Source organism: Nitrosomonas sp. Is79A3 (assembly GCF_000219585.1).
Lineage (GTDB): Bacteria > Pseudomonadota > Gammaproteobacteria > Burkholderiales > Nitrosomonadaceae > Nitrosomonas.
Window position 1 is genome coordinate 2,409,822 of sequence record NC_015731.1, and the last position, 24,832, is coordinate 2,434,653.

General features: G+C 43.7%; 18 protein-coding genes, 1 tRNA gene and 1 pseudogene. 9 read left to right on the forward strand and 11 right to left on the reverse strand.

Annotation, left to right across the window (positions count from 1 at the left end; translation table 11 throughout):
* Positions 1-239: 239 nt before the first annotated feature.
* From NIT79A3_RS11130 to NIT79A3_RS11160, 6 genes are all read right to left on the reverse strand, one after another.
* Entirely contained in the window at positions 240-2,663 is a 2,424-nt protein-coding gene (locus NIT79A3_RS11130) for an efflux RND transporter periplasmic adaptor subunit (protein ID WP_013966296.1), read from the reverse strand.
* Positions 2,663-4,108 (reverse strand): efflux transporter outer membrane subunit, encoded by a 1,446-nt coding sequence (locus NIT79A3_RS11135; RefSeq protein WP_013966297.1) that lies wholly within the window; start codon positions 4,106-4,108, stop codon positions 2,663-2,665. Before NIT79A3_RS11135 ends, NIT79A3_RS11130 begins: the two co-directional genes overlap by 1 nt.
* Positions 4,109-4,572: 464 nt before the next feature.
* Positions 4,573-5,835, reverse strand: coding sequence for a hypothetical protein (locus NIT79A3_RS11140; protein WP_013966299.1), 1,263 nt, complete (start codon positions 5,833-5,835; stop codon positions 4,573-4,575).
* 381 nt (positions 5,836-6,216) lie between these two features.
* Positions 6,217-7,296, reverse strand: coding sequence for a tRNA 2-thiouridine(34) synthase MnmA (gene mnmA, locus NIT79A3_RS11150; RefSeq protein WP_013966300.1), 1,080 nt, complete (start codon positions 7,294-7,296; stop codon positions 6,217-6,219).
* 4 nt (positions 7,297-7,300) lie between these two features.
* The gene (locus tag NIT79A3_RS11155) at positions 7,301-7,756 is read right to left on the reverse strand and encodes an NUDIX hydrolase (protein ID WP_013966301.1); all 456 of its coding nucleotides are present in this window, start codon (positions 7,754-7,756) and stop codon (positions 7,301-7,303) included.
* Between the two features lie 137 nt (positions 7,757-7,893).
* Positions 7,894-9,696, reverse strand: coding sequence for a response regulator (locus NIT79A3_RS11160; protein ID WP_013966302.1), 1,803 nt, complete (start codon positions 9,694-9,696; stop codon positions 7,894-7,896).
* 270 nt (positions 9,697-9,966) lie between these two features.
* Between NIT79A3_RS11160 and NIT79A3_RS11165 the strand changes: the two genes are divergently transcribed.
* Positions 9,967-10,056: transfer RNA gene (locus NIT79A3_RS11165), tRNA-Ser, on the forward strand.
* 146 nt (positions 10,057-10,202) lie between these two features.
* On the opposite strand, the gene NIT79A3_RS11170 is transcribed toward NIT79A3_RS11165, so the two are convergent.
* Entirely contained in the window at positions 10,203-11,276 is a 1,074-nt protein-coding gene (locus NIT79A3_RS11170; protein WP_348225771.1) for a DUF4113 domain-containing protein, read from the reverse strand.
* Between the two features lie 103 nt (positions 11,277-11,379).
* Between NIT79A3_RS11170 and NIT79A3_RS11175 the strand changes: the two are divergent.
* Both NIT79A3_RS11175 and NIT79A3_RS11180 read left to right on the forward strand, forming a co-directional pair.
* Positions 11,380-12,057, forward strand: a pseudogene (locus NIT79A3_RS11175) (transposase); the annotation flags it as partial.
* 89 nt (positions 12,058-12,146) lie between these two features.
* Positions 12,147-12,383, forward strand: a complete 237-nt coding sequence (locus tag NIT79A3_RS11180; RefSeq protein ID WP_013966304.1) for a hypothetical protein — start codon at positions 12,147-12,149, stop codon at positions 12,381-12,383.
* Between the two features lie 339 nt (positions 12,384-12,722).
* Here the strand turns inward: NIT79A3_RS11180 and NIT79A3_RS11185 are convergent, their stop codons facing one another.
* The 3 genes from NIT79A3_RS11185 to NIT79A3_RS11195 form a co-directional block, all read right to left on the reverse strand.
* A complete protein-coding gene (locus NIT79A3_RS11185) occupies positions 12,723-14,534 on the reverse strand; it encodes a cytochrome c (protein WP_013966305.1) in 1,812 nt (603 codons plus the stop codon).
* Complete coding sequence (locus NIT79A3_RS11190) at positions 14,531-15,673, reverse strand: catalase family protein (RefSeq protein WP_013966306.1); 1,143 nt, start codon at positions 15,671-15,673, stop codon at positions 14,531-14,533. Before NIT79A3_RS11190 ends, NIT79A3_RS11185 begins: the two co-directional genes overlap by 4 nt.
* Positions 15,674-16,138: 465 nt before the next feature.
* Positions 16,139-17,452: a hypothetical protein gene (locus NIT79A3_RS11195; RefSeq protein ID WP_013966307.1), complete on the reverse strand. Its 1,314-nt coding sequence runs from the start codon at positions 17,450-17,452 to the stop codon at positions 16,139-16,141.
* A gap of 491 nt (positions 17,453-17,943) precedes the next feature.
* Between NIT79A3_RS11195 and NIT79A3_RS11200 the strand changes: the two genes are divergently transcribed.
* From NIT79A3_RS11200 to NIT79A3_RS11225, 5 genes are all read left to right on the forward strand, one after another.
* Positions 17,944-18,705: a hypothetical protein gene (locus NIT79A3_RS11200; protein ID WP_013966308.1), complete on the forward strand. Its 762-nt coding sequence runs from the start codon at positions 17,944-17,946 to the stop codon at positions 18,703-18,705.
* Positions 18,702-19,571, forward strand: a complete 870-nt coding sequence (locus tag NIT79A3_RS11205) for an alpha/beta fold hydrolase (RefSeq protein ID WP_013966309.1) — start codon at positions 18,702-18,704, stop codon at positions 19,569-19,571. Before NIT79A3_RS11200 ends, NIT79A3_RS11205 begins: the two co-directional genes overlap by 4 nt.
* 536 nt (positions 19,572-20,107) lie before the next feature.
* A complete protein-coding gene (locus tag NIT79A3_RS11215; protein WP_013966310.1) occupies positions 20,108-21,121 on the forward strand; it encodes a DUF3616 domain-containing protein in 1,014 nt (337 codons plus the stop codon).
* Positions 21,122-21,317: 196 nt separating this feature from the next.
* Positions 21,318-21,605 (forward strand): hypothetical protein, encoded by a 288-nt coding sequence (locus NIT79A3_RS11220; RefSeq protein WP_013966311.1) that lies wholly within the window; start codon positions 21,318-21,320, stop codon positions 21,603-21,605.
* Entirely contained in the window at positions 21,605-22,012 is a 408-nt protein-coding gene (locus NIT79A3_RS11225) for a hypothetical protein (RefSeq protein ID WP_013966312.1), read from the forward strand. The genes NIT79A3_RS11220 and NIT79A3_RS11225 overlap by 1 nt, the downstream gene beginning before the upstream one ends.
* 102 nt (positions 22,013-22,114) lie before the next feature.
* Here the strand turns inward: NIT79A3_RS11225 and NIT79A3_RS11230 are convergent, their stop codons facing one another.
* Positions 22,115-23,494, reverse strand: a complete 1,380-nt coding sequence (locus NIT79A3_RS11230) for an SEC-C metal-binding domain-containing protein (RefSeq protein WP_013966313.1) — start codon at positions 23,492-23,494, stop codon at positions 22,115-22,117.
* A 232-nt stretch (positions 23,495-23,726) separates the two neighbouring features.
* Between NIT79A3_RS11230 and NIT79A3_RS11235 the strand changes: the two genes are divergently transcribed.
* Positions 23,727-24,689, forward strand: a complete 963-nt coding sequence (locus NIT79A3_RS11235; protein WP_013966314.1) for an IS5 family transposase — start codon at positions 23,727-23,729, stop codon at positions 24,687-24,689.
* Positions 24,690-24,832: the final 143 nt, after the last annotated feature.

Sequence of the window (24,832 nt, forward strand, 5' to 3'; positions counted from 1 at the left end):
TGGGATCTGCTAAAAATAACAGCTATTAATTGCAAAATAATGCCAATATTATCTATTTTGCCGATAGCTTTGTCGTTAGAATCGAGATAAAGACTCCATCAGAGCTTCCTTAAAATACATTAGTCTTTGCTTCAATAAACTTATTGACCGTGCACGAATAATCAATGCGTTGCAATTGGAATACCCAATTCATTGCCGCCAACCTGAGCTCGGCTGCCAAAGTAATCTGCAAAAATTTCTTAAGGAAGCCATGACCAAGCTTCTACGTTGATAAAGCGGAGAATAGATAGCGAGAAAGCTTTCCAAACCGGTATTGTTTCACCTTCAATTTTTGCAAAACCGGTCATTCCTGTCCTTAGCTCCCCATTTTCGTTTTCTATCACTGCAATAACTTTAACAACATTACCATATGGCTGGGTAGTTATACCTCGATCAATCGTAGTGACTGTACCGTAAAAAGAAGCACTGTGATAAGAAATAGGTTTTACTCTCACTCGCGCAGTATTAGTAATATGTGCAATGTCAGACTCTGGAATTTCAATCTCAGCAGTCACTTGAGTTACATTCTCGACTTCAGCAAATAGCTCTCCCTTTTCTAAGAAACTATTAATTTTCTGTTTAAGGTGCAGTGTCAGAATATTGCCGTCAAATGGCATGCTGAGTTCTGATCGGCTTACCCTATCAATGTAAGCATCTCTTTCTTCTACTAGACTCGCTAATTTTGCTTGCGCAGCATCAATTTGATTTTTGGTTGCGCCGCTCTTAAGCAGCTCGAGCGCAGCACGTTTTTCATCTACCTGGTTGAGATTTACTTGATGCTCACGCTCAACGGAATCAAGTTCCTCAAATGATACCGCTGATTGCTTATAAAGATTTTTGATTCGTTGCAACTTGGTGCCACTGAACTTTGCCCGTGTTATCTCTATGTTCAGTAAATTTTGTGCCAGCTTTACTTCTTCACGTTTAGGCCGGGACTTCAATTCCTCAATTACTGCCTGTTGCTCATTAATCTTTGCAGCATAAATTTTCACTTGCGACTGAAGATCTTTATTGGCAAGCCGCGCGAGTACAGTCCCTTTTTCAACCGTCTCCCCGCCATCAAAATAAACCTGTTCTATTATCCCAGGGATATCAGTAGCAATCATTTGTTTCTGGCTGGGAAAAATAATAAATTTTCCACTTGGTTCATAGGGATATGGTAAAAACAGCGATGCCAAAAGCGATAGAAATAAAGCACGTTTTACATATAAAGAAAAACCAGCACTTTCCTTTTTTTCAAGCTCTTTCTCGGGATTCTCTTCAGGTAATACACGGTTTCGCCAGCGGCTATATTGAACAGATCGCTCATATGCTTCATTAATTTTTCCGAATTGACTAAATACTAGCCGGAAAAGATATAGACCAAGCAATGTTACAAGAATAATACTTGAACCACCGAGTTGAATCTGCTGTAGATAAGCTCCTACAAATACAACAACGCCGATAATTAATAAAAATATGAATAAACATATAGCCAAAGCGTAAGTTATCAGTAAATTATTATCTGATTCTTTATATGAAGTTCCGTATAGCTTATTCAGCAAAGTTTGATAGGATTTTCCTCGCAAAAACGGTTCGTTCATGAAAGCTGACAACAAATGATAACCATCACTTTTTAACAGTGGATTTGCAGAAAACAAAAAACTGAACGTACAGATTACAGTAAGCATCAAACCCATCTGCGGCAAATGGCTATCTGAGCTTCTGGAATAGTACCAAATCAAAACCCCTAAGCTAAATAAGCTAAGACGTACCATCAATGGTGCAGCATGAAGCAAAATTCGCTCGCGCCGGGAAAGCTGATGTAAATGACTACTTTGTAATGTAAAACGCGGCAAGAATCCTAAGAATATGCCAATACCAAAGGCACTTACCGTTACTCGAAAATTATGGGCAACTACTGCTTTAGTTATCACCACAATCAAGTTGACCGAAAACATGCTAAACACGATATAGTGAAAGAAAGTAGTATCTGCCAGCAATCGATTCATATCTTGATTGATTATATATTGATACTTAATAATCAACATGATAGCTGCCAGAACCAGGATCGGAAGCAGGTAAGCGCAATATTTAACTGGCACAAGAACTGGTGTAATGAGTTTCAATACAGGCCGTGGATCAAAGAGCTTCCACATTCTTTTTACTACCCGCGAATCCAAATCTATGGAATCTTGTATTCCAGCCGGAAGATCTTCCGACTCCTGATTAATTTTTTCGGATTGACTGTTGCTGCTAGTTTGTTCTGCCTTGGGCGCTGCGCTAGGCAGATCTACTATTTTTCCTGTTTGAAAAAAGGAAGCCAATATCGGGTGTGTTGAGGCTTCCTTATCTTCGGTATCGAGTAGATTGTCTTCCATTACGGAAGCAAACAATGTCTGTACTTGCTCCTGTGCAATGGGATAGCCGAAACGGTCTTTAAAAATTGACGCAAGTTTCTCAAAACTCTCACAACCAGGTAGTATTTCTAGGACAAAAAACTGCCATGGCTCGAAATCATATGTTTTCCCTAGAAGCTTATCGCGGATCAAATAGCTTTGTTTGATACCTTTTCCTATCCTGTATGCTTGTAATCTTTTTAACAAATAAGCAGGCAGTGCAACGTTCTGGATTTGATCATTCATTATAGTTTTTCTCTTAAGCTAATATCTGTGTTAACTTTTTCATCTTCACTAATTAACCATCCTCCACCCATTGTTTTATAAACTTGTATCAAAGCAACGCATATGTCCCGCCGATTCTGAACTTGCGTTATCTCCGCATTGTATAAATTCTGTTCAGTATTGAGAACGTCGATATAGCTTGAATAACCGCCATCAAATCGACGCAACTCGAGGTGGTGAATCCCCTGAAGAATTTCTAACTGGCGCGCTTGAATATCAAATTGCTCTTTGAGTTTCTGATTGGAAATCAACGCATCTTCAACTTCCTGAAATACAGTTTGTATTGTGCGTAAGTATTTACTTAATGTTTGCTGCTGCACAGCTTCATTCTGACGTACTTGACCAGCAATCCGGCCAGCTGTAAATATTGGAAATAAAGTGGTAGCCCCGAAAGTATAATAATTAGATTTGTGCAGCAATAACGTACTGAGCTCCGTGCTGGCATAGCCAAACAAATTCGTTAAAGAAATAGTTGGGAAATACTGGGCTTTTGCAACACCGATGCGCGCATTGGCAGCAATCAGGTCTTGCTCGGCCTGGCGAACATCAGGGCGGCGCGCTAGAATTTCGGATGGAATACCTTGCGGCACAGCAGGTATAGTTAACGTTTCTAATGTATTTCTTCGGCTTATTGGACCAGGATTCTGCCCCAGTAACACCGACAAGGCATTTTCCAAATGTGCTATTTGTCTTTCTTTAATTGGAATATTTGATTTAGCTTTTTCATAAATCAAATATATTTGATCTAGCTCATATTTTGAAATTGCTCCATTAGAAAATTTAAGCTCATTTAATTGGACTATTTTTTCCCGGTTCTTTAATAACTCCTTCGTAATCTCAAGATCTCTGTCGAGACTTAAGAGCTGCATATATGCTGAAGCCACATCTGCAACAAGCTTCAGCATAACCGCTTGGTAATTCTCCTTATCCGATAAAACTTCAGCCGTTGCAGCTTCCCTAGAGCGACGTATACGTCCCCATAAATCCAGCTCCCAATTAACAACCGCGCCAAATTCATAAGTCTCTCTCAAGCTAGCACGGTCGTGGGGCGGTGCGAACTGACGATTCTCACTTAACTTATTCCCTGTTAATGAACTTCCAATTCCCAATTGTGGAAATAGCGCTGACTCAACGATTTGTAATCTCGCATTAAATTCTTCTACTCGAAGCGCTGCTATCCGTAATTCTTTATTTTCCCGCAATGCAATCTGGATTAATTCATTCAGTGTTGCATCATTAAACTGCTCCCACCACGTCGTATTGACAGTTTCAACATCATTATTCGTGTCTACACGCCATTTCAATGGCAAATCCACCTCTGGGCGCTTATAGTCTGGACCAACCATACAACCAGTTAAGAAACCAAACATCAGAAATACTGTTATATAGCGAAAATATACTTTCATGTCAGAATCTTATAGATAATCCCAAATTATAGTTTTACGCTTTACCATGCTGTATTGAACAACGATGCTGTCCGGATGCAATTGCTACACTAAAAGGTTTTCGTGCAGTAGTCATGACTCTGTAAAACATTACGACAACAAAGCATTATTGTTTTAATGCAGCTCATTTGAACTCCCGTTACAAACCACTATAATCTTGTATGTTGTAATAATATTCATCATACATTCGTTTATTTCTTTGTAAATCTTTGGGGCGGACAGTGTATATCTTTTTAAGCAGTTGAGACATGAATAGTCCCTCTCAGCAAAATCTCTGCATCCGTTGACCGTGTTCCTGCACACCGATCTTAGGCTAATCTTATCTGTTAACAACTTGTAATATGTCAAACTCGTGATCTGGTAGTTGAAAAAATTCCAGCGTGCCTAATAAATATTATTAGGCAATTCATTATCTGAATCCTACATTATGGAACCAAAACAGGACCAAGTCCCGTGTCAACTCGCCATACGCCATCTTGCACTGATGCACTTTTCGCTGTCGCAGGAAAATAGCGATTATAGTAAATATAAGGTGATTCACTAGTAATAAAGACCTCAGGATCCATACGCACTCGCTTGATTTCTGAGTTGCTGGTAAGAAATCTAATATCCGCAAGCTTAGAGTCAATACTCGTCAATCCGATCTGAGAAGGCGCCAACATGGAGTAAGGCGACTCGCTTGCACTTAAAACCAAGAAAATGTAGGATTTCCCATTGTGCGTAAATGGTTCCGGAGACCAGATGTAGGGCATAGCTTTGGGGGCATCAATGGTATTAATGGCGGTCCACTTATAAAGCCCCTCACCATTTGTATCGATCTTTCGATACACGCGTAGCTTAGTTCGATCGATCATCACAAAGAAGACATATTCATTATTATGTTCAGGCGCCTTCCACATGTATGCTTCTTCCTTACCGCCGTCATCATTTGTCAATTGTTCAAGAATTTTTGTGTCTGTATGATATAAAAATACTTGCGGAGTAGCATTTCCATTCGTATCTTCTACTTCTGCAGTAAAAATTATAGCACTCATTTCTGGCACCCAACGTCGATTACCCCCCACCATCTTTGATGAATCTGGAACTTTCTCTTCCAATGTCAAGTCATCGCTTCCCGACCAATAGAATGTGCTACCTATGACTCCTTGATAATGAATTCGGGGATTTGTATCATATTTATCAAGACTCCCAATGGGAGAACTTCGCCCGCCACTTGTGCTTAGAAAATCCCCAACCCAATTTCCACCCGACAGCGCAGCTTTTGCGATATTGGCATTCTTGGAAAGAAGCGGTTGGTCAGGTAAATATTTAGAGTAAACAATTTCTGCACCTTGATTGCTAAATAACCATTCAGGGCCATTTCCAAAATCCGTGACAAATGCCGCATTGGTATCGACAAGAATTGCACGGCCATTGGGAGGCAGAAAATCTCCAGTCAGCGGATCTATATTCCCGATCCATAGGTTTCTATTTCTATCGGTAAAAGTAAAACGTGCATTTTCTTGGTCATACTCCGCATCAATGATTTCATCAGCCGTCACTTGAATTTCTGAAGCCCCATAAGTTTCTTCATCTTTAGCAGTAGCCTCTTGCAGAGTTAGTGCGTTAAGACCAAACATCAATAAAGAAAAAAAAACGATAGCGTTCTTGAGCGTATTTCCATCTCGGGATTCAGCACTATAAACCATTAACATATTCCTCAAATCAAAAGCTGATTGAACTTACTTATTGTTTGAATCTATTGCTGTTAATGATTATCGATAAACTTACAAAATCCGAATGCTTGAATACAATGGAATTGTCCGCCTTATTCAGAGAAGGGAGCGTGAATCAGGATCATTACCGACGGCAACAGAAATTTTCGTCATGCCAATAGGTATGAATTGCTGTCGATATGTTCTCTGAATTTGCACTGAATAAATATGCAAGGTAAGTTATTGATCGTCGCTGCTAAGCGATGCAACTGATCAGTCTGCGGACTTGATTCGGCTAACATTTCTAATTGAACTTGTTCACTCGGCGGAGATGCGATTGCTATTCCGTTGATTAGCGAAAAAATTCGAATTCCGTTACTCGATAATAATCCCACCACCCAAACACACTTTGCTTTCATAAATGACGACAGATTGACCAGGCGTAATAGCCCATTGATCCTGTGCAAAATCTACTTGGCAATGATCCTGGGTTAAATTTGTAATCGTGCAAGGAGCATCAACCTGACGATAACGGGTTTTGGCGGCATAAACCCAGTTGCAATGCGGCTGTTTCCCGCTTATCCATGTCAAATCGGCAGCTTTTAGTGATGGCCGAAGCAGATCAGGGTGATTATGGCCTTGTACCACAACTAATATATTTCTAGACATATCTTTGGCTGACACAAACCACGGCTCATCACTGCCATCACGTGTCCCGCCGATCCCCAATCCTTGCCGCTGTCCGATGGTGTAGTACATCAGTCCGATATGCTGACCAATCACCTTTCCTTCGGGAGTTTGGATTTCGCCTGACTCATGCGGAAGATAGCGATTGAGAAATTCCCGGAATGGGCGTTCCCCGATAAAACAGATACCTGTGCTGTCTTTTTTGGAGAAATTAGGTAGTTTTAGTTGTTTGGCTATCTTACGTACTTCGCGCTTATAAAGATGTCCAATAGGAAACAATGTGCTGGCAAGTTGTGTTTGATTCAAACGGTATAAGAAATAGCTCTGATCTTTAGTGCCGTCTTCACCTTTTAATAATTGAAACACACCGCCGACTTTGCGCACTTGAGCATAATGGCCTGTGGCAATACAATCCGCATCCAATTTATGTGCATGATCCAGGAAAGCCTTAAATTTAATTTCGGCATTGCACAGCACATCAGGATTCGGTGTCCGTCCAGCTTGATATTCAGACAGAAAATGCGAAAAAACCCGGTCCTTGTATTCGACCGAGAAATTCACCACCTCAATCGGAATATCAATCACATCCGCAACGGATACCGCATCCAGAAAATCTTGGCGAGAAGAACAATACTCATCGGTATCATCATCTTCCCAGTTTTTCATAAACAGACCGACGACATCATAGCCCTGTTGTTTTAGCAAATAGGCTGCCACGGATGAATCAACACCGCCCGACATACCGACAACCACACGTTGTTTTTTCATCCTGTCATGACTCATAGTGTGTCAGTAATTCCAGCGGATACCGCTTGTCGGCGAGATGATCCTGAATACATTGCATCACCAGTGGACTGCGATGGCGGTGGCACATTTGATTAATTTCATCCACACTGAACCAAGTTGCTTGTAAGATACCGGTATCCAGCCTACGTACCGGGTCATGATGCGTGACGTGGCCGCCAAAAGCAAAACGAAGATACGTAGTATCCGTATGGTGAGAATGCCATTGATAAATACCCAGTACATATTCAGGCACGAAGGTATACGCGGTTTCTTCCAGCGTTTCCCGTATAGCACCTTGAATGATGGTTTCTCCTGGATCCAGATGCCCCGCCGGTTGATTTAATAACAAACCGGAACCAGCTTCAGGCTCTTCCTCCACCAGCAAATATTTGCCATTCTGTTCAATTACAGCCGCAACTGTTACATTGGGTTTCCAAATCATAATCTCTAACGTGAAAAAATTAAAACACCAACCAGCAAGATATCTCTTTATCCAATGCCAAATCCAACCCTGCTAATTATCGCATTGGTGCTTTGGAATCTGCTGGAATTAATCAAGGCTTCCCAAAAACCCAAACACTAAGACGGATGACCAGATGAAAATTTCTGCAATAACTTATCAAGCTGCGCAACATCAAAGGGCTTGCTGAGATGCTCATCCATACCGGCATCAAAGCATTCCTGCCTAACATGATCAAAGGCATGCGCGGTCAATGCTATAATTGGCGTTGGCACTGCATTTTCCTGCCGTTCAAGGTCACGTATTCGCCGAGTGGCTTCAAATCCGTCCATCACTGGCATGTTGCAGTCCATTAGTATCAAATCAAAATGCTGGGATGTGTATGCGTTAATTGCTTCTAGGCCATTATTTACCATAGTAACCTCACAATTTAATCGCTCCAGCATCGCCTTACTGACTAGCTGGTTCACTTCATTATCTTCGACAACCAATATATGTGTGCGATATTCAGTTATAGTTTTTGCTTTCATTGTGGACTCTTCACTTTGTTTTGATGTTTCTGCATCAATCATTTCATAGTTCAATGGTATGCGCGCACAGAACTCGGATCCTTTATCAATTTCGCTGGATACGGCAATTGAGCCACCCATCAGGAATAACAAGTTGCGGGTAATTACGAGTCCTAACCCAGTCCCTCGAATATGTTGGGTAGATTCACCCACTTGTGAAAATTCTTGAAACAATCGCACTTGATTCTCAGCTGCGATACCGATCCCAGTATCCGCGACTACCAGTTTTAACTCAACCCCGCTCTGATCTGGAATTGGAGTACAGCTTATCAATAATTTGACTTCCCCTTCTTGGGTAAACTTAAAAGCATTTCCGAGCAGATTAAATAAAATCTGTTTGATTCGATCAGGATCACCAATAAGGTTATGGGAAAGATTGCATTCGAAACGTACAATAAAATTTAAAGATGTTTCTTTGGCTTTCGTGCGAAATAATGAATCCACTTCATTGATCAATGCACGAAGATCAAATGAACGATTGGCTACTTTGAGTTTATGCGCTTCTATTTTAGCGAAATCAAGAATATCATCGATGATTCTTAATAACGTATGTCCAGAATTACGAATTACCTTCAGATAATTTGTCTGTTCCGGGTTAAGAGCAGTTGTTGCTAGAATCTCGGTCATCCCGAGCACCCCATTCATTGGCGTCCGGATCTCATGACTCATAGCTGCCAAGAATGCCGACTTGGCTTTGTTAGCATTCTCCGCTTGTAACCGGGCATGTTCTAAATCGGCTGCTTGTTTTTCCAGCAGAACAGCTTGTTGTCGTGCAACCCAATAATTCTCATGCTGCAGCTTGCCGTTGTGTACAGAAAAAACAAAATAAGCAAGCCCGATGATCATCAGCATCCAGCTGCTATCACCTGGAATGAATAGAACAAGGCTAAAAAGGCTTGGCAAGTAGATCAAGTGTGCAAAAGCGAGCATCAGCCGAATGCGCGGTGAAGTGGCCGCTATACCACCTGCTACAAAACCTACCGTGGAAATAACTGCTAAAGTCGTACTACTATCGAGCATACTATTCGATAGAAGAACCCACTTCAGGAAAATAGCCCAAGTCAACGCCGTTGTGATATAGATCGCTGAGATCGCGTACTCAATCTGTTTTTCATTTCTGCCGTATAAATTAAGGGCTCGCTTATATATAAATAAGCGCAATGCCGCCAGAATAACAAACAGACCAACAAAGATAGCAATATAAGGCTGTGCGTACAGCACAGGCGACATCAATACGATAGCACTGCAACACAGAACATAAAACAGGCCACCCAAATGCATTCGCCGTGCCATATCTTGATTGGTGCTGATGCGTACCTTCTCAAGATTTGCCACCTCCGGATCCGACCACATACATTTACTATCCTTCTAAAATACGCTTTCCCTTAATTGAAAAAATTGAATCAATAAAATTCATTAGTTAATATTATTAAAGATTAAGGGAATTTAATACAAATTCATGATATTACATACTTGAAGTCAGGAACATCTGATCTCGCAATCATAAAAAATAAATTGAATTATCTATAGCCGTACTTTACTCCGCTAATAAATAAAGTACACAGTCGCTAGCCAAAAAGAACTCTAAAAGGTATGATTCGCCCTGCTGTACGTTTAAGGAATGGAGGTGTGGCCGAGCGGTTTAAGGCAGCAGTCTTGAAAACTGCCGTAGGGGTGACTCTACCGTGAGTTCGAATCTCACCGCCTCCGCCAAGGATCTAGTATTCATGCGGTTTATAATCATATGGCAGTTAAATCACCATCAATTATCCCATCAAATAAATTTCGATTCAATCGACAAAATTTGATCATTTAGTTTTGATCTCAAAACCCTTCAATTCCCTAATAGCTTAATTATTTCATAACACACAGATCAACTCTTCCCAGTTCGTGGTGTAATTAGGACTCTTGTTACCCTGCTTCATCTTCCAGGGCTGTTTAAAGCCTTCGGATGCCAGCTTTAAAGTACCTCGCCCCATACGAGCATTGATTTGATCCATGACACTCATCAACTTGCTGGACTGATTATCTACTGCGGATACCGAACCAAAGAGATCCAGTTGCCGGTATTGCCTGGGCACCAGTTCAGACAACATTACACCCGCTTTCTGATACCGATAACCACTGCGATAAATCTTGCGTAATCCCCAAAGCACAACTTTGGTTAGTACTCTCGTATCATCCGTTTGTCTTGGCAGTGCGATCGTCATGCCATTGGCATAATATAACCCTTTCTCATTGAATGGGATAGTGCGAATATTGACGCGCACCGATCCGGCATACGATTGTTGTCTTCTCAGCTTCTCTGCTGCACGGCTGATGTAGAGGGATACCGATTCTTCCAGACTAGCCAGATCGGATACAGGAATTCCAAAGGAGCGAGAGCTGACGATCTGTTTTTTCGGTGGATTGATTTCTTCCAGTTCGATACAGGTAGTGCCATTGATCTCACGAATAGTTTTCTCCATCACGACCGAGAAACGGGCGCGCAGTTGTGATGGCAACGCTGTTTTGAGATCCAGCACCCTATTGATGCCGATTTCATGGAGTTTGGGTGCAAGCCGTCTGCCGATACCCCAGATCTCCCCTACTTCTATTTTGCTGAACCATCCATCTTGTTGCCGGAGTGGCATGGCATTCAAATCGCACACACCATTGAACTCAGGGTTCTTTTTGGCGATATGGTTAGCAAGCTTGGCGAGCGTCTTAGTTGATCCTATTCCGACACAAACCGGCAATCCCGTCCACTGCTTCACTCGCTGGCGAATATGTTGGCCATAGCAAATCAGGTTATGTCTTTTGAATCCAGTCAGATCAAGAAAACATTCATCAATGGAATAAATTTCCAGGTTTGGACTAAACATTGCAAGTATGCTCATCACTCGATTGCTCATGTCGGCATACAAAGTATAGTTGGATGAGTAGGCAATGATTCCGAGCTATGATCATTTCTGGTGTATGACAGGAGAAGAGAGCGGTGTAATCTGTTGATAAAGATCTGCCCAGATCAACTATCAAAATAAGGAGAACACCGCAATGACAGATAATAATGTTTTTAAACTGAATAGACCAGAGCAGGATGATCCGTTGCAAGAGGTGCTCCGGGAAGGTGCACGTAAAATGTTGGCTGCAGCTATTGAAGCGGAAGTATCGATCTTTATTGAGCGGCATGGACTTTTAGAAACCGCTGAAGGTAAATCGACAGTGGTTAGAAATGGTTATCTGCCTAAGCGATCGATTCAAACAGGACTCGGAGACATTGAAGTTAAAGTTCCGCAGATTCGAGATCGTTCTAATCCTGGTATTAAGTTTAACAGTAGCCTGGTACCGCCTTACTTGAAGCGTGCCAAGAATATTGAGGAGTTTTTACCCTGGCTTTACCTGATGGGCATTTCAACGGGAGATTTTTCAGAGACGCTGAAGCATCTTTTGGGGGCGAATGCGACGGGACTGTCGGCGGCCACGATTAGCCGATTAAAGCAGGACTGGGAGCAGGATTACCAGGAATGGAGCCGACGTGATTTAAGTAAGAAACGTTACGTTTATGTTTGGGCTGATGGCGTCTACAGTAATGTCCGAATGGATGACCGGTTATGTTTGTTGGTGATTATCGGTTCCGATGAAACGAGGCGCAAAGAATTGCTGGCATTGTCTGACGGCTACCGTGAATCGGCTGCGAGTTGGGAGGAAGTATTAACGGATTTAAAGCAGAGGGAACCTCAACTGAGGTTTGCACGGAATTTGATAAAAAAACTCCAGATGTAAATGGAGTACGTTATATCGACGTAGCCGGTAATGCTTCTATGGACGAGAATGGATTGCTGCTCTTTGAGTTAACAAAAGCTATAGGTGAATTAGATGGTCAGATAAATGATGGGGTCGTAACAAGAAAATCTGCCCTACGTGAAGGTCATGAACATTTGCTGGATTGGCCGGTCGATCATGCTGGGGAAATAGGGTGGGATAAAAACTCATTCTATCTAATCTCCTCACCTGCGGCTCATCTTGCAAGATATAACGCAATTGTAGCCATATTATAGAATTTTCCACATACAACTCTTCGTGAAGTACAATCCCTTTAATAGGCCCGTTAAAAAACATATCAGCGAGGCAATTTATGCAAGGCAAAAACAGGCGAAAAGTGAAAGTTTATGCTTAATAAATGAGCATTCTCAGCTTGTTTTTAACGCCGTAGTGGCAACAGTTAGTTTTTCAACGGCCTGTTCATCAATTTCATCATTGTACATCAGCAGCTCACATTCATGCTATTGTCAGCACCTTACATGTGATTAGTTTCAAGGTAACTCGCCGATACTATTTCACTAAAGGGACAGAAAGACACTACACTAGCGACCACCATTTACTTTCGTTGCCTGTTCTTACAGGGTTTTCATATACTCAATCAACTGATAGCGTTCATCATCAGTAAAATCTCGCCATTGGCCATCTTCGCCACGGGTTTTGGTAAAAGCATTCCCGGAGTGCCCTTTATTACTGTTACCAAGGATTGGCATGCCCTTTTCGTCAACCGTTTTAAACAAGAAGTGATTGCCTTCTTGATTGGACTCAAAGCCGACTTTTTTAGGATCGAATTTTTTGCTGCCGACATAAAAAGATGTTTCGCGCTCGGCATCAGGTAGTAATGTCTGATATAAATTGGCCATTGAGCCATTATGCATATACGGGGCTGTCGCCCAGATACCGTTTAAAGGCCTTGCTTTGTAAGCGGTCAGATTGGGAGGGGTTTCGTCAGGAAGATGATAACCCGTCAATTCAAACTTCTGCTGCTGGTCCAACGGCGGCTTAAAGGCCGCTAATTGTTTGCCGATGATCTTTTGGGCTGCTGCAGTCAATACTGCGCTTCTGGGCACTTTAGGATCATTACGGTATTTCTCATCTATATAGGGACGCATTTGACCAGGGTCAACGTTAAAAGCCGGATTAACAAAACTCATAGCCATCAGGGCGTCTGTACCAATTGCGGCCAATCCTGTCATGTGTATCTGAATGAATTGTTTGCCCACAGCGTTCGGTTCGGTCATTGGGAACTGACCTTTGTCATCTCGAATACCATGACAGCTAACACAGTTGCTGGCATATAACACTTTGCCTTTTTCTGCTTTGGCTTGATCAATTGCCGGCAGTGGTGAATCCCATTTAGGCGAGTCCAGTTTTGCCATATATTGCTCTAGCTGATCCAGATTAACAATCTTGGCAGAAGAATAAAAACGGTCGTTCTCATTATCGGTTTTCAGTATCGTATGAGCAAAGACGCCAGAGACTTCGCCGACATTTCGACCAATATGATTACTAGCAGAGCCGTTCCATTGCACCCAAGCGAGTTGAGAGGTATTCCATAAGAACGGATAGCTGACCGGTGCATTGGCCGGCGTACCATTGCTGGGCATATCTAAGAAACTGGAGGTCACTCGGTTTAAAATGGCGCCAAACGCATCCAGTCGACCATAACCGTACGGCGTTGTCAAACCACCATAATTGATGTCAATATAATCATTGAGCCAAGCGGTATAAGCCACTAACCGTGTTTTTAGTGCCTGCTTTTCAGTCTCATTGTAGCCGCCTTCAGGAATTATTTTTTTAGCGAATCGGGTTAACTTGGCATCCTCATTGGTTGTCGCTGTCAATGCTTTGGAAAGGTTAACTATAAACGTTTGGAAATCTGACTGTGCAGGGCCGCCATTAATTCGCAAGGTTTTATCGCCGTAGTTGATTTCAGCCGTATGGCAAGCTGCACAAGTCAATCCAAGCCACTCCATCTGATTGTCTTGCGTGTTGGATGACAAACGCGTGGCAGTTAAAGCTGAAGCCAGAAAATCTTCATTAATGATTTCTTTGACGAAGCCAATAGGTAATCCATCAGGGTTGCGGCCCGGTGTCGAAGCTTGAGGGATATATCCCAAATATTTGATATTTTTATTGTCTCGGAACAAATCACTGTTACCGGCCTGTTCCAACGCTAAAAACCAAGAATAAGGCATCAATTGTGATCCCTGAGAAGTGTTATAAAAGTCCAGTTCCTCATCCTTGGTCCAACCCTGCTCTAGAGCCACAATATTACTGGCACTTTTCTTTATATCCGCCTTGTTGTTTGCGTTACTGTCGCAACCAGTCAACAGCAGCATTAACATCGCAGGAAATACAAACCTTCTTTTATTAAAATTTATTTTCATGACCGCTCCCCCTCTTGTGACTGGTCCGGTTCTGGCATGCTTGCTCCGCGATGTTTTGCCGATGCCGCATAAACATCTTTACGCAACCGGTTGATACTACCTATTGGCTGATGCTCAACCAGTGAATGCCAGGGAGTAAAGGCTAGTTTCTCGCAATGGGCTTTATTATCCTCGGAATCAACTTCCGATTGCGGTCTGGGAATAGTAATTTTGGCAACGCTGACAAAGCTGGCAAAGTCATCACCCCATTCCGAAGAGGCATCCTCAATAAGCTTATTATCTTTGCCAAAATCAGCATCCTTACCCCGTACCTGTATCCTAAAATCAAAATGAAGATCCTCATTTTCGCTCATAGTTTCAGTCAGTGCTTTACGCAAATAGTCTTTTGGCCGGGGTCTTGTCGGAGACTCTTCAGGAGGGACTTGGGCGCAGGGCTGTGCCGAAAACTTCATCACCCGGTCCGGACCAAACAGAAAAGGCGCGGCGCTGAAATATTGAATCCCCAAAGGGTTTCCGACGTCGGTGCTCTGAATGCGGCCAAGAATAGTTAAGCTTTTCTGTGTACGTAGTTTTTGTTCATCAGAAAGAGAAGGATCCGGAACAAAAAATAATGCTGCTTTATCATCACCTTCCGTATCAAGAATCCTGTCCAGGCGCAAATAATCTTCCGTGTTGGCAAAGGCGAATACCTTCTGGTTGATCATCAGAAAGTCCTGATTATGCGCGCCGTTATCGTCGATCAACACCTCGCCGCCTACATCTAACACTTTGATTGCCATGCCCCGGCTGCCATGTTCCGTTACATCTTCTATTTTTCTTGTTATAGGATTAATTTTTGTTTCGGTCGTATCAGGCCCCACAACTGCGGCAGCATTGGAAAAACGAATAATCGCATCGAATTGCTTACCTGGCTCGGCAAATAAACCTACTTGGAGTTCAGGTTTAATATCGGGATTTATAGTGAAGGTGGCTTTAACACAACCATGTGATTTCGGGTGCACACCTCTGAGTTTTTGTTGTGGCGAAGGATAACGCTTGTCCAGTAATTTGACAGTGATTTTAGCGGTTTCAGCAATCTGTTCAGCTTCCAAATCGGGATTCTGTATGTGCTCGAAAGGACATCTTGGTGTCGTTGACATGGCTTACTCTCCTCATTTTTATGAAACAAACAAAACAAACAAAACAGATATTTATAAATATCTTAACTCTCACTTGCCTACGGTCTAACGCGAGCCTTAATTGTCTTGCCAAAAACCTATCTATAAAATAACTAGCTCTGATGCTGAGTGTGTAAGGATGACGAAGTACTAAACTCAATATATTAGAATATCGCCGCATCCAGAAATGACATATAGGAAAAATAAACGCACTCCTTCCATAAGAAATGAACGTACTGAAAATCAGATGAAATGTCAAGCACATGACCAACGATCCAGCACCTCCCGCTAATTCAAACAACATTTGCTGCAAAATAAAATTTATGAATTTTTTGCGAAATCTATGTTTTGAGGCAAAGCGAAACCATCTGACTCAAGTCAGTTTTTAAAATTGGCTACTTTTCCCTGGAAAACACCCCTCGAACATACTTTACCCCGGTTGGCGTATTAAGACGAATCATTAAAGACTGGTACGGTTGATTTTATTCCAAAGGCAATGGATTTATACAAAGTCTCCCAGTCCGGAAGGAAGTAATGGAGGAATAATCCACGTACTTTCTCCCAGAAGTATTTATTACGCTTTGCATTTTGTTTTGCCCGTTGAAGCAAGAGACAACAATGCTGCTGTACCTGATCGACCAAAAACGCCAGCATCATCAAACAGGCAAAGACAGTGGATAAATACCGGTAACCGTGGCCGAAGTTATGTTCGAAGTGGTAGCCTTGTGTTTTCAGGGTATTAAAAGTTTCATTCTCGATTTTCCAGCGTGCGCGCCCGGCGCGCATGAGTTGCATCAGACTCTCAGGCGTGATCGTAATGTCTGTTACCCAGGAAAAATGTTGGGTTTCGCCTGAAGGGTGATATTCCCGGTATTCCAGAAAGTTGACCTCAAGTTCAAAGTTGGCGTCGTTTAAAGGAGCGCCATTGAGGTAACGGAAACTGTGTCTGATACCATTGCCGTCGATAAATTCATCAGTTTTTACTCCCTGGACGGTATTCACCCAGTCAAACAGAAATTGATGGTCGGTTTGTTTGGCGCCGAGGATAAAGTGCAGGTTCAGTTTTTGAAGCAGACGAATATGCGGCGCATTGGAAGCCAGACCATCTTCGATCACAATGAGTTTCATATGCGGATGTTCACGCCTGAGTGCGTTTAACAATCGCACTGCTGCAGTGCGTTCACAGTCGTTTTTGCTATACCCGTCTTGTTGCATGATCGGCTCCGGCGCCAACGGGAATACCTCGGCTTGATCCGGGTGAACCAGCACGGCACTGAGCATCTGGTGATAGTATGTCACACGACCGTCACCGTGATGTTTCTGGCAGCATTGTTCACAATGCACTGGTGAAGAAGAAAAATAGCCCGTTCCATCAATGGATAAAAGATAATAACCATCCAGGTATTCAAATCCCTCCAACCCTTTGCCACGCTGAAGCACGTGCAGTATGCGCCTAAATGACCGGCGCAAAAGCTCAGGGGAGACATTATCCAGTCGTTCCCGTAAATAAGTATCCGATGGCGCGCGGTCAATGCCATACAAGGATTTCAAATTAGCCCGAACCAAATCATCTTCCCTGCCTTGGTCAAATTGCAATAATGAAGGATACTTTAAGCTAAAAACCGCAAATCCCGACATCAAACAATCGCTCAATGGGAATACTTTGCCGTTTCCATTGTCTTCTATCCTTTCAAAACAGGCGCGAACTTCCTTGATTAAACCGGGCGCGCTTAAATACCGGCGAAAGGCATATTTCGGCATAATACTCACCTATCACTTTAATTTATGCTCCCATAATATTGTAATTTAGTTAAAAGTTCACGAAAACTTATTTTTAAAGACCGCTGAATCGCTTTATTTTCCTTGTGTCTGTGTATGAGCGGGAATAGCTGCCAACGATCAGAAATTCACGAAATTTGTGCCCGACCGGCAACAGAAAGCATAGATTCTAGAGCTTTTTCGCTATTCACACAAAAGGCTGCTCAACTAATACGCGCTGAGTTGATAAAAGCAGGTTATTTTGTAGATTTTGGAGCGCAGTTTTTGGCATGATTATCTTTATATCCGAAGTTTTTATACTCTTAAGTTGATTAAATAACAATAACTTAGGATAATTTAACTAAATTTACCGGACACTCAATTTCAAATTATAAGGTTTTGTTATATATTGTCGGCATTGATCTCAATAATATAATTTGGGGCGAGATTGAGATTAACAAATACTACATTATTTGAAGATAAAGAGGATTGCAATGTCCATTGATCCCATGCAGCTTTCCGAGTCTTTAGGCACCGTCGCGCTTGCAGTAGGTGGTCTTGGCATTGCGTCTTACGGAGTGGTAGACGGTCTGAAGCTTTTTCCATGGATCGATCTTGCTGGATTCGAGCGCCTATTCAGCAGCCGTCGCACAAAAGGTGGTAGAAGTTGGCCAATGTTGCAACGTGCTGGGCTCGACCCTCTACTCCCTGCGCTGCAAGCAGCTTACGGGAAAGATGCACTTGAACTTATGAAGGCACAATATCGTAGTGGCCGATCGAAAGGTGACTTGCAGCGAACCTTACGCCAAGGTGTGCGTATAGGTTTCGGAGTGATGTCACAGAGTGAGATCTTTCACGCTGCTTATGAGATTGGTATTGACGAGCAAGCTGCAGAGCAAGCTACAGCAGCGTTAATTGCAGCCCGAAACCAGCGCCCGCCTGCGGCGGGGGAAACACAGGTGAACGCAGCTGAACCTGTAAGTGCTGAGCAACGCTCGGCTCTCGCGCGTTTGGAAACCGCTATCGATGCACGCATTGACGCGGCGCTAGTGCTTGCCGAAGCACAGTACGTGACGCAGACCAAAGTTATCGCAACGATTGTCGCGCTTACGATCGCTTTTGGTGTTGGCCACTCTCTCGAAGCAAACCCCCTAGTTTCATTTATGGTTGGTATCGCTGCAGTGCCGCTCGCGCCTGTAGCTAAAGATATGGCGACAGCACTGCAGGAAGCGGTTCGCGCGCTTAAAACACGATGAACGCATATATCCTGGATCTCCGAAATCAAGAGATTGGCGGTGCTGTTACATCTGGTCATCTCTACCGGATAGAAAATGACTTAGATGTCGACTGGGATTCGCGCTTGCCTGAATTTACCGCAGCAACTTACGGAAAGCGGCTACTCGTCCTTGTACACGGCTACAATAATTCACGCAGCTTTGGTCGCACACGCCTCGTGCGTTTCTGCGGCATGCTGGCAGCTGGGGGTAACAGCGATGTCATGCTATCTGTGCTTTGGCCCGGCGATGGCTGGGCGAAGGCGCTTACTTACCCATTCGAGGGCCGCGACGCAGACGACACGGCCGATGCTCTTTTTCGGTGGCTCTCAACTAACGCCGCATCCATAGCGCGTGTAGCATTCGTCGGACACAGCCTCGGATGTCGAGTCGTCATGAATACAGCTCAGCAGCTTGCGCGACGCGGCAATCCAGTACTCGACCGCATCTGTCTAATGGCGCCGGCAATTGACAACGATTCTCTCGGGCGCCAAGGTATCACTTGCTACCAGGATGCAACTCTCGTGACCGACCGGCTCGCAGTGCTCGCATCTGAAGAAGATCTTGTCCTGCATTTCGCTTATCCGCTTGGGGATCTTGCACAGACCGTCCTCTACGGCGAGCGTTGGGGAAGGGCACTAGGTCGTACTGGCCCAATCGAAAGTGAATCACGTATCGTTACCCGGATCGAACCGGTGCCTAAGGCGAATCGCAAACGGGATGTCGACCATGGGGATTACCTTGATGTGGATCCGACCATCCCGAGTCAGACAATCGCAGAGAGTGAAAAATTTGTGCTGCAGTTTCTCGATCGCGCACCACAGCCGCACTGGCCAGCTCAGCGATGAGCTAAGTGTGCAATTGGAGTGCTTGCCTTTACACGTAAGAATCCGGTCAGAAAATGGATCTTTTTGTATCGGCTTGAAAGATGACAGAAGCGCATATGTGATGCTTTCTTATGCCTACAACTCTAACGTTCATATTTTGGAGCAAGCGATCCGAATAGCCTTGAAGAAACTAGGAATGTAAAAATTAAGCGATGTACTTTAGATTATTTTGTCAACCTGCCTTTACATCGCTTGTCCAGTTTATCAACAGTCTGATCCAGGAAGCGGCGATAGGCTTCCAAGTTTGGAAAATCTGCAGACCCTGCACCTTGATGGTTTGCTTGATCCTTGATCCTGTGTTTGAGCGAACCGTGGGCATTTTCTATGACGTCGTTTTCATGGTAAGCACCCGGATATTTACATATCCGGAGCCTTATACCGTAGCGCTGGCACAGCACTACATAAGCTTGCTTGAGCTCCCGCTTCGGGCTCGTGCTACGTGAGGCTATTCCGGTCTTGTTAATTACCTTCCAACATCAACCAAATTTCATATAAATATGAAGCTAAAAATTTCCATTGTAGTTGTCACTATCGCTGTTACGACGCTTATGCTTCCATCACTACCAGTTACCGCAGACAGTCATCCGCCTATCACCAGACATTATGGAATGTGTGATGCATCTGCCGCAGTCCCTGTGGAATCTAATCTTTTTGTCGTCGCCAACGACGAAGACAATACACTGAGGATCTATGAAAGAAATAAATCTGGTGGACCAATATACTCACAAGATCTTTCTGCGTTTCTGCAAATTGACTCAAAGCATCCAGAAGCCGATATTGAGGGAGCTACTCTCATTAAAAATCGCATCTACTGGATCACCTCGCACGGTGCAAACAAAGATGGCAAGGAACGCCCCAACCGTCACCGCTTTTTTGCAACAGAAATCGAAAATATTGGCGGTAAGTTTAATTTGAAACCTATGGGCAAACCTTTCTTTGGCTTCGTCAAGGCCCTCGAAGTTTCCGCGGAACTAAAGGGCTACAATCTTGGGAATGCAGCTAAAAATGCTCCGGAATCTGAGAATGGGCTCAACATAGAAGGGTTAACTAAAACCCCACAAGGCAACTTGTTGATCGGTTTCCGCAACCCTATTCCTGAAGGAAGAGCTCTACTGATTCCGCTAAACAATCCACAAGAGGTTGTTTTAGGAGAGGAAGAACCAAAGTTGGGAGCGCCAATTCTTCTGGCATTGAATGGGCTAGGCATACGCAGCATCGAATATTCTGATGCCAAAGGAGTGTACTTCATTGTTGCAGGACCTTATGATGACAAGGGTAGTTTCCAGTTCTATCAATGGTCAGGCAAGATTTCCGAAGCACCTATACTAATCAATAAAATTGATTTCCGCGGGTTACATCCAGAGGCATTGGTTATTTATCCTCAGAAAAAGACAAAAATTCAGATCCTTAGTGATCACGGATCAGAATCAATAAATGGTCAGAAATGCAAAGATTTGGCTAAGACCCAGGACAAGAGCTTTCGCAGCACCTGGATAAACATAGAACCTTGACAAAAACAGTCGCACTTTAAATAACATACTGTAAATTGGCATTAATTTGTATCTAACAAAGGAATAAAATCACTCAGTATTAAGAAGAATGAAGAAGTATCCACAGCAAGATTAGACACATTCAAGCTGTCACGAATCGTTGACTTTTTCCAGAGAATTAGATATCTTATAGATATCTTTCAAGCGGGAGTTTATGATGCCAGAGAAAACCCTTTCAACACAAATTCCATTCCGATATCGCAACTTTGATAGTCCAACTGGCGTTACTCGCGAAACAGCCAAACGACTCGCTGAACGCTTGGGTGTCGATGAAACACAAGTGATTCACCTAGCACTGCACCAACTTGCCATAAAAATCCTCCCACAGTACGAACAAGACGACGGCCCGCTTACTGCTGCACAAGTGCGTCAAATCAAGAAATTGGCGCCAACTTTAAAAAAGAAGTCTGTACGTTCCAGTTTGTTTGAGCCCGAGACTACCTGATGGCTCGTTGGTGGCCAGAACCAACGGCTGGAGATATCGTATGGTGTCATTTCCCAGACAACATCAACCCGCGCCTAAAACCCAGACCCGCTTTAATTCTTGTCGTCTTTGATGACGATGCACCAGAATTCACAGTTCGGGTTGCTTATGGTACCAGTCAGCGCACAACCAAGCTCTACCGAGGCGAGTTTGCGATTCTTCATGACAAGAACCCGGCGGCCTATGAAGAAGCCAATCTAAGTTTTGATACCAAGTTCAATTTAAGGCAAGTCCTTGAGTTGCCATTTTCAACAGACTGGTTCTCAGTGCCACCCGCAGCACCACATGGGCAGATTCCAAAACTTGGCACATTGCATCCATCCATGGTTCGTGCCGTGCAGGCCGCCTTTCAAGCGGTGTCTGAATAGCATATAAATCATCACGTCTTTCTTCAACAATCCATACATATCTCAGACCAAAGCTGGCACTAAATACAGAGATCCCTGCCACCCTGAATACTCTCAGTACTATCAAGAGATTCCAAGTTCACGCCAAAGAAACTCATATGAAATTTCGCGCCTGCCTTGTTCTGCCGCTTGCTGCTTTTCACTCGCTTCATAGCTTCGTAACAAACCTTTTACCCGCTCCAACCCAGCTGGCGTTTTGATAGCCTGTCGAGGCGTCTTGCCACCCAGGGCCTGAATCGATTCATCAGCCCAATTGGCGTACACGCGATAGATTGTTTTTTCGATGATATCGGCATATACCTCGGGTGGTATATCTGGTTCAGCGGCTCTGGGTTTTGCTTTCTGATTGACTGGCATATTTGCCATCATTCCTTTTGGATCAGATAATTCACGGGAAATGAATTGAACCGCATCGCCCGCAATCGCTTCGAACCAGGGGCGGCCTTTGTCTGCATAGCTTTGCGTTTTATAAAACAAGGTTATCTTGTTTGCAGTCTTTTCAATGTTGATGGTGACCGTTGCGCGTGTCGCACCATCTTCGCAGTCGACCAGGCGATCCCAGCCTGACTTGCGATCCCCTTGTACATCACTTTGACTGGATAATGATTGTGTTAGCGCTTCCCAATCCTTAACCCGGTAGTGATCCGTGATCAGTAGCATTGGTTCACCCGAATAGGCATCCATCATGGTTGGCATCGGCATCGGTGCATAAAATTGTTCAAGCCATTTGCGCCGAATCATGAAACTTAAGAAATCTGGGAAATCTTTCTGTCGCTTGTTGAACTGATCCATAGCTTCGTGGATCTGTGCTATTAAATCTTGGGCCTTGAGATGAGAAAACGGATACCCTGCACCAGATAGCTCAAAATGACCATCGACTTCCATAATCCGCAAACCAATCAGCATTCCTATTTGTGATGCTTGACTGCCGGATTTCTCGTATACGGTGATCGGCAATGCTTCCGTATTTAGCGCATCGCACAATGTCATTTGTTTCCCCGGAATAACGTCAGTTACTTCATACAAGCGTAAAGGGCGATCGGCCAATTGTGCGATCCAGCGGCGCTGATCTACCGTAAATAATGGCCCGCCTTGACCGAGCAAATATTCCGATACTCGCCTGTGCTCACCTTTGACCAGAATATGACCTTCAGCTAACAACCATTCCGTTGCATTGAGTTGAATGCCTTGCCAAGTCTGTTTGTCTTGAGCTTCCAGGATCTCTCGTTCTTCGTCACTCAATCCATCAAAAATCATTTCTTCAATGGCAATATGGACTGCTTTCCGATGCTTATCCATTAACCAGCTTAATGCACGCTCTACAGCGCCGTCATGTCCCTTCTTTTCTTCTACTATGGCTGCACTGGTATCTGCACAACATTGCTTGTATTTCTTGCCACTGCCACATGGACAGGGATCATTGCGTCCAATTTTAAGTGTCATTTTTTTCCACTACCACCCTCTTCCAGTTTCTTATGGGAATTTGTCGCCATAAATGAAGTTTAACAAGTTGTGTAGAGAGTTAGTACTCATTGTATTAACACGGCTGCTGACATACCCAGTCTTAGGCTAATTTATGCTCCACTTCAGTACGATGTTTTAAGGAAACTCTGATTAAGTCCCAAAAACTTGTAAAATACGCGGTAGATTGTAACCACTGCAAGGGAATGCATTGATGAAACAATTAGTATTGTCGATTCCATTATTTATCAAGAAACCAAAAGTAACTCGCCGGCAAAAGTTTCTCGAAGAAATGGAGCAAGTGGTTCCATGGGTAGACTGGACGAATCGGATCGCGCCGCACTATCCGGTAGCAGGTTTGGGACGCAAGCCATTTGCGTTGGAAGCGATGCTGCGGATTCATATGATGCAGCAATGGTTTGGTTATTCAGATCCGGCAATGGAAGAAGCGTTACATGATGTGCCGATGCTACGTGAATTTGCAGGACTAGATGCGGGAGAAGATGTTATGCCTGATGAGACGACGATCCTCAAGTTTCGCCACCTGCTGGAGAAGCATCACTTGGCACAAAGCCTGTTTGCTGAAACAACTGGGCGGTTAGCGCAACAGGGATTATTGCTGCGTCAGGGCACGATAGTTGACGCCACGCTGATAGCGGCTGCGCCATCGACCAAGAACCGGCAACGCAAACGTGATGGCGAGATGAGTTCGACTAAGAAAGGCAGCAACTATTACTTTGGATTAAAAGCACACATAGGCGTAGATGCCGATTCCGGCCTGGTGCATAGCCTGGAAATTACCACGGCCAAAGTGGCCGATGGCAACATGATTGATGCGCTGGTACATGGCGAAGAGGCAATTGTATTGGGTGATCGGGCTTATACTCGTAATGATCGCAATCTGGAAGCGCAACGACAGCCGGAAGAGCCGGTCTGGGGTATGCCATTCAAACGCAAGCGCGGTGAGGAATTGCCAGCAGAACATGCCGTGCTCAATCGTATGCTAGCTTCACTACGCGCAAAGGTTGAACATCCGTTTCGTATTGTCAAAAGACAATTTGGTTATACCAAAGTCCGTTACCGAGGATTGTTCAAGAATGCACAACAGCTTTATCTGTTGTTTGCCTTGGCTAATCTTTACCATGTCCGTAAGGTGTGGATGCCAACCACGGGATAATTCCGTCCAATATCCCTGAAAATCAGCATCAGGGGACAGAATAGTATGCAATCTGCTAAAAATTACAGTTATTAATCGCACAATAATGCCTATATTAGCTACTTTACCGATAGCTTTGTCGACAAAACTGGAATAAATAACTT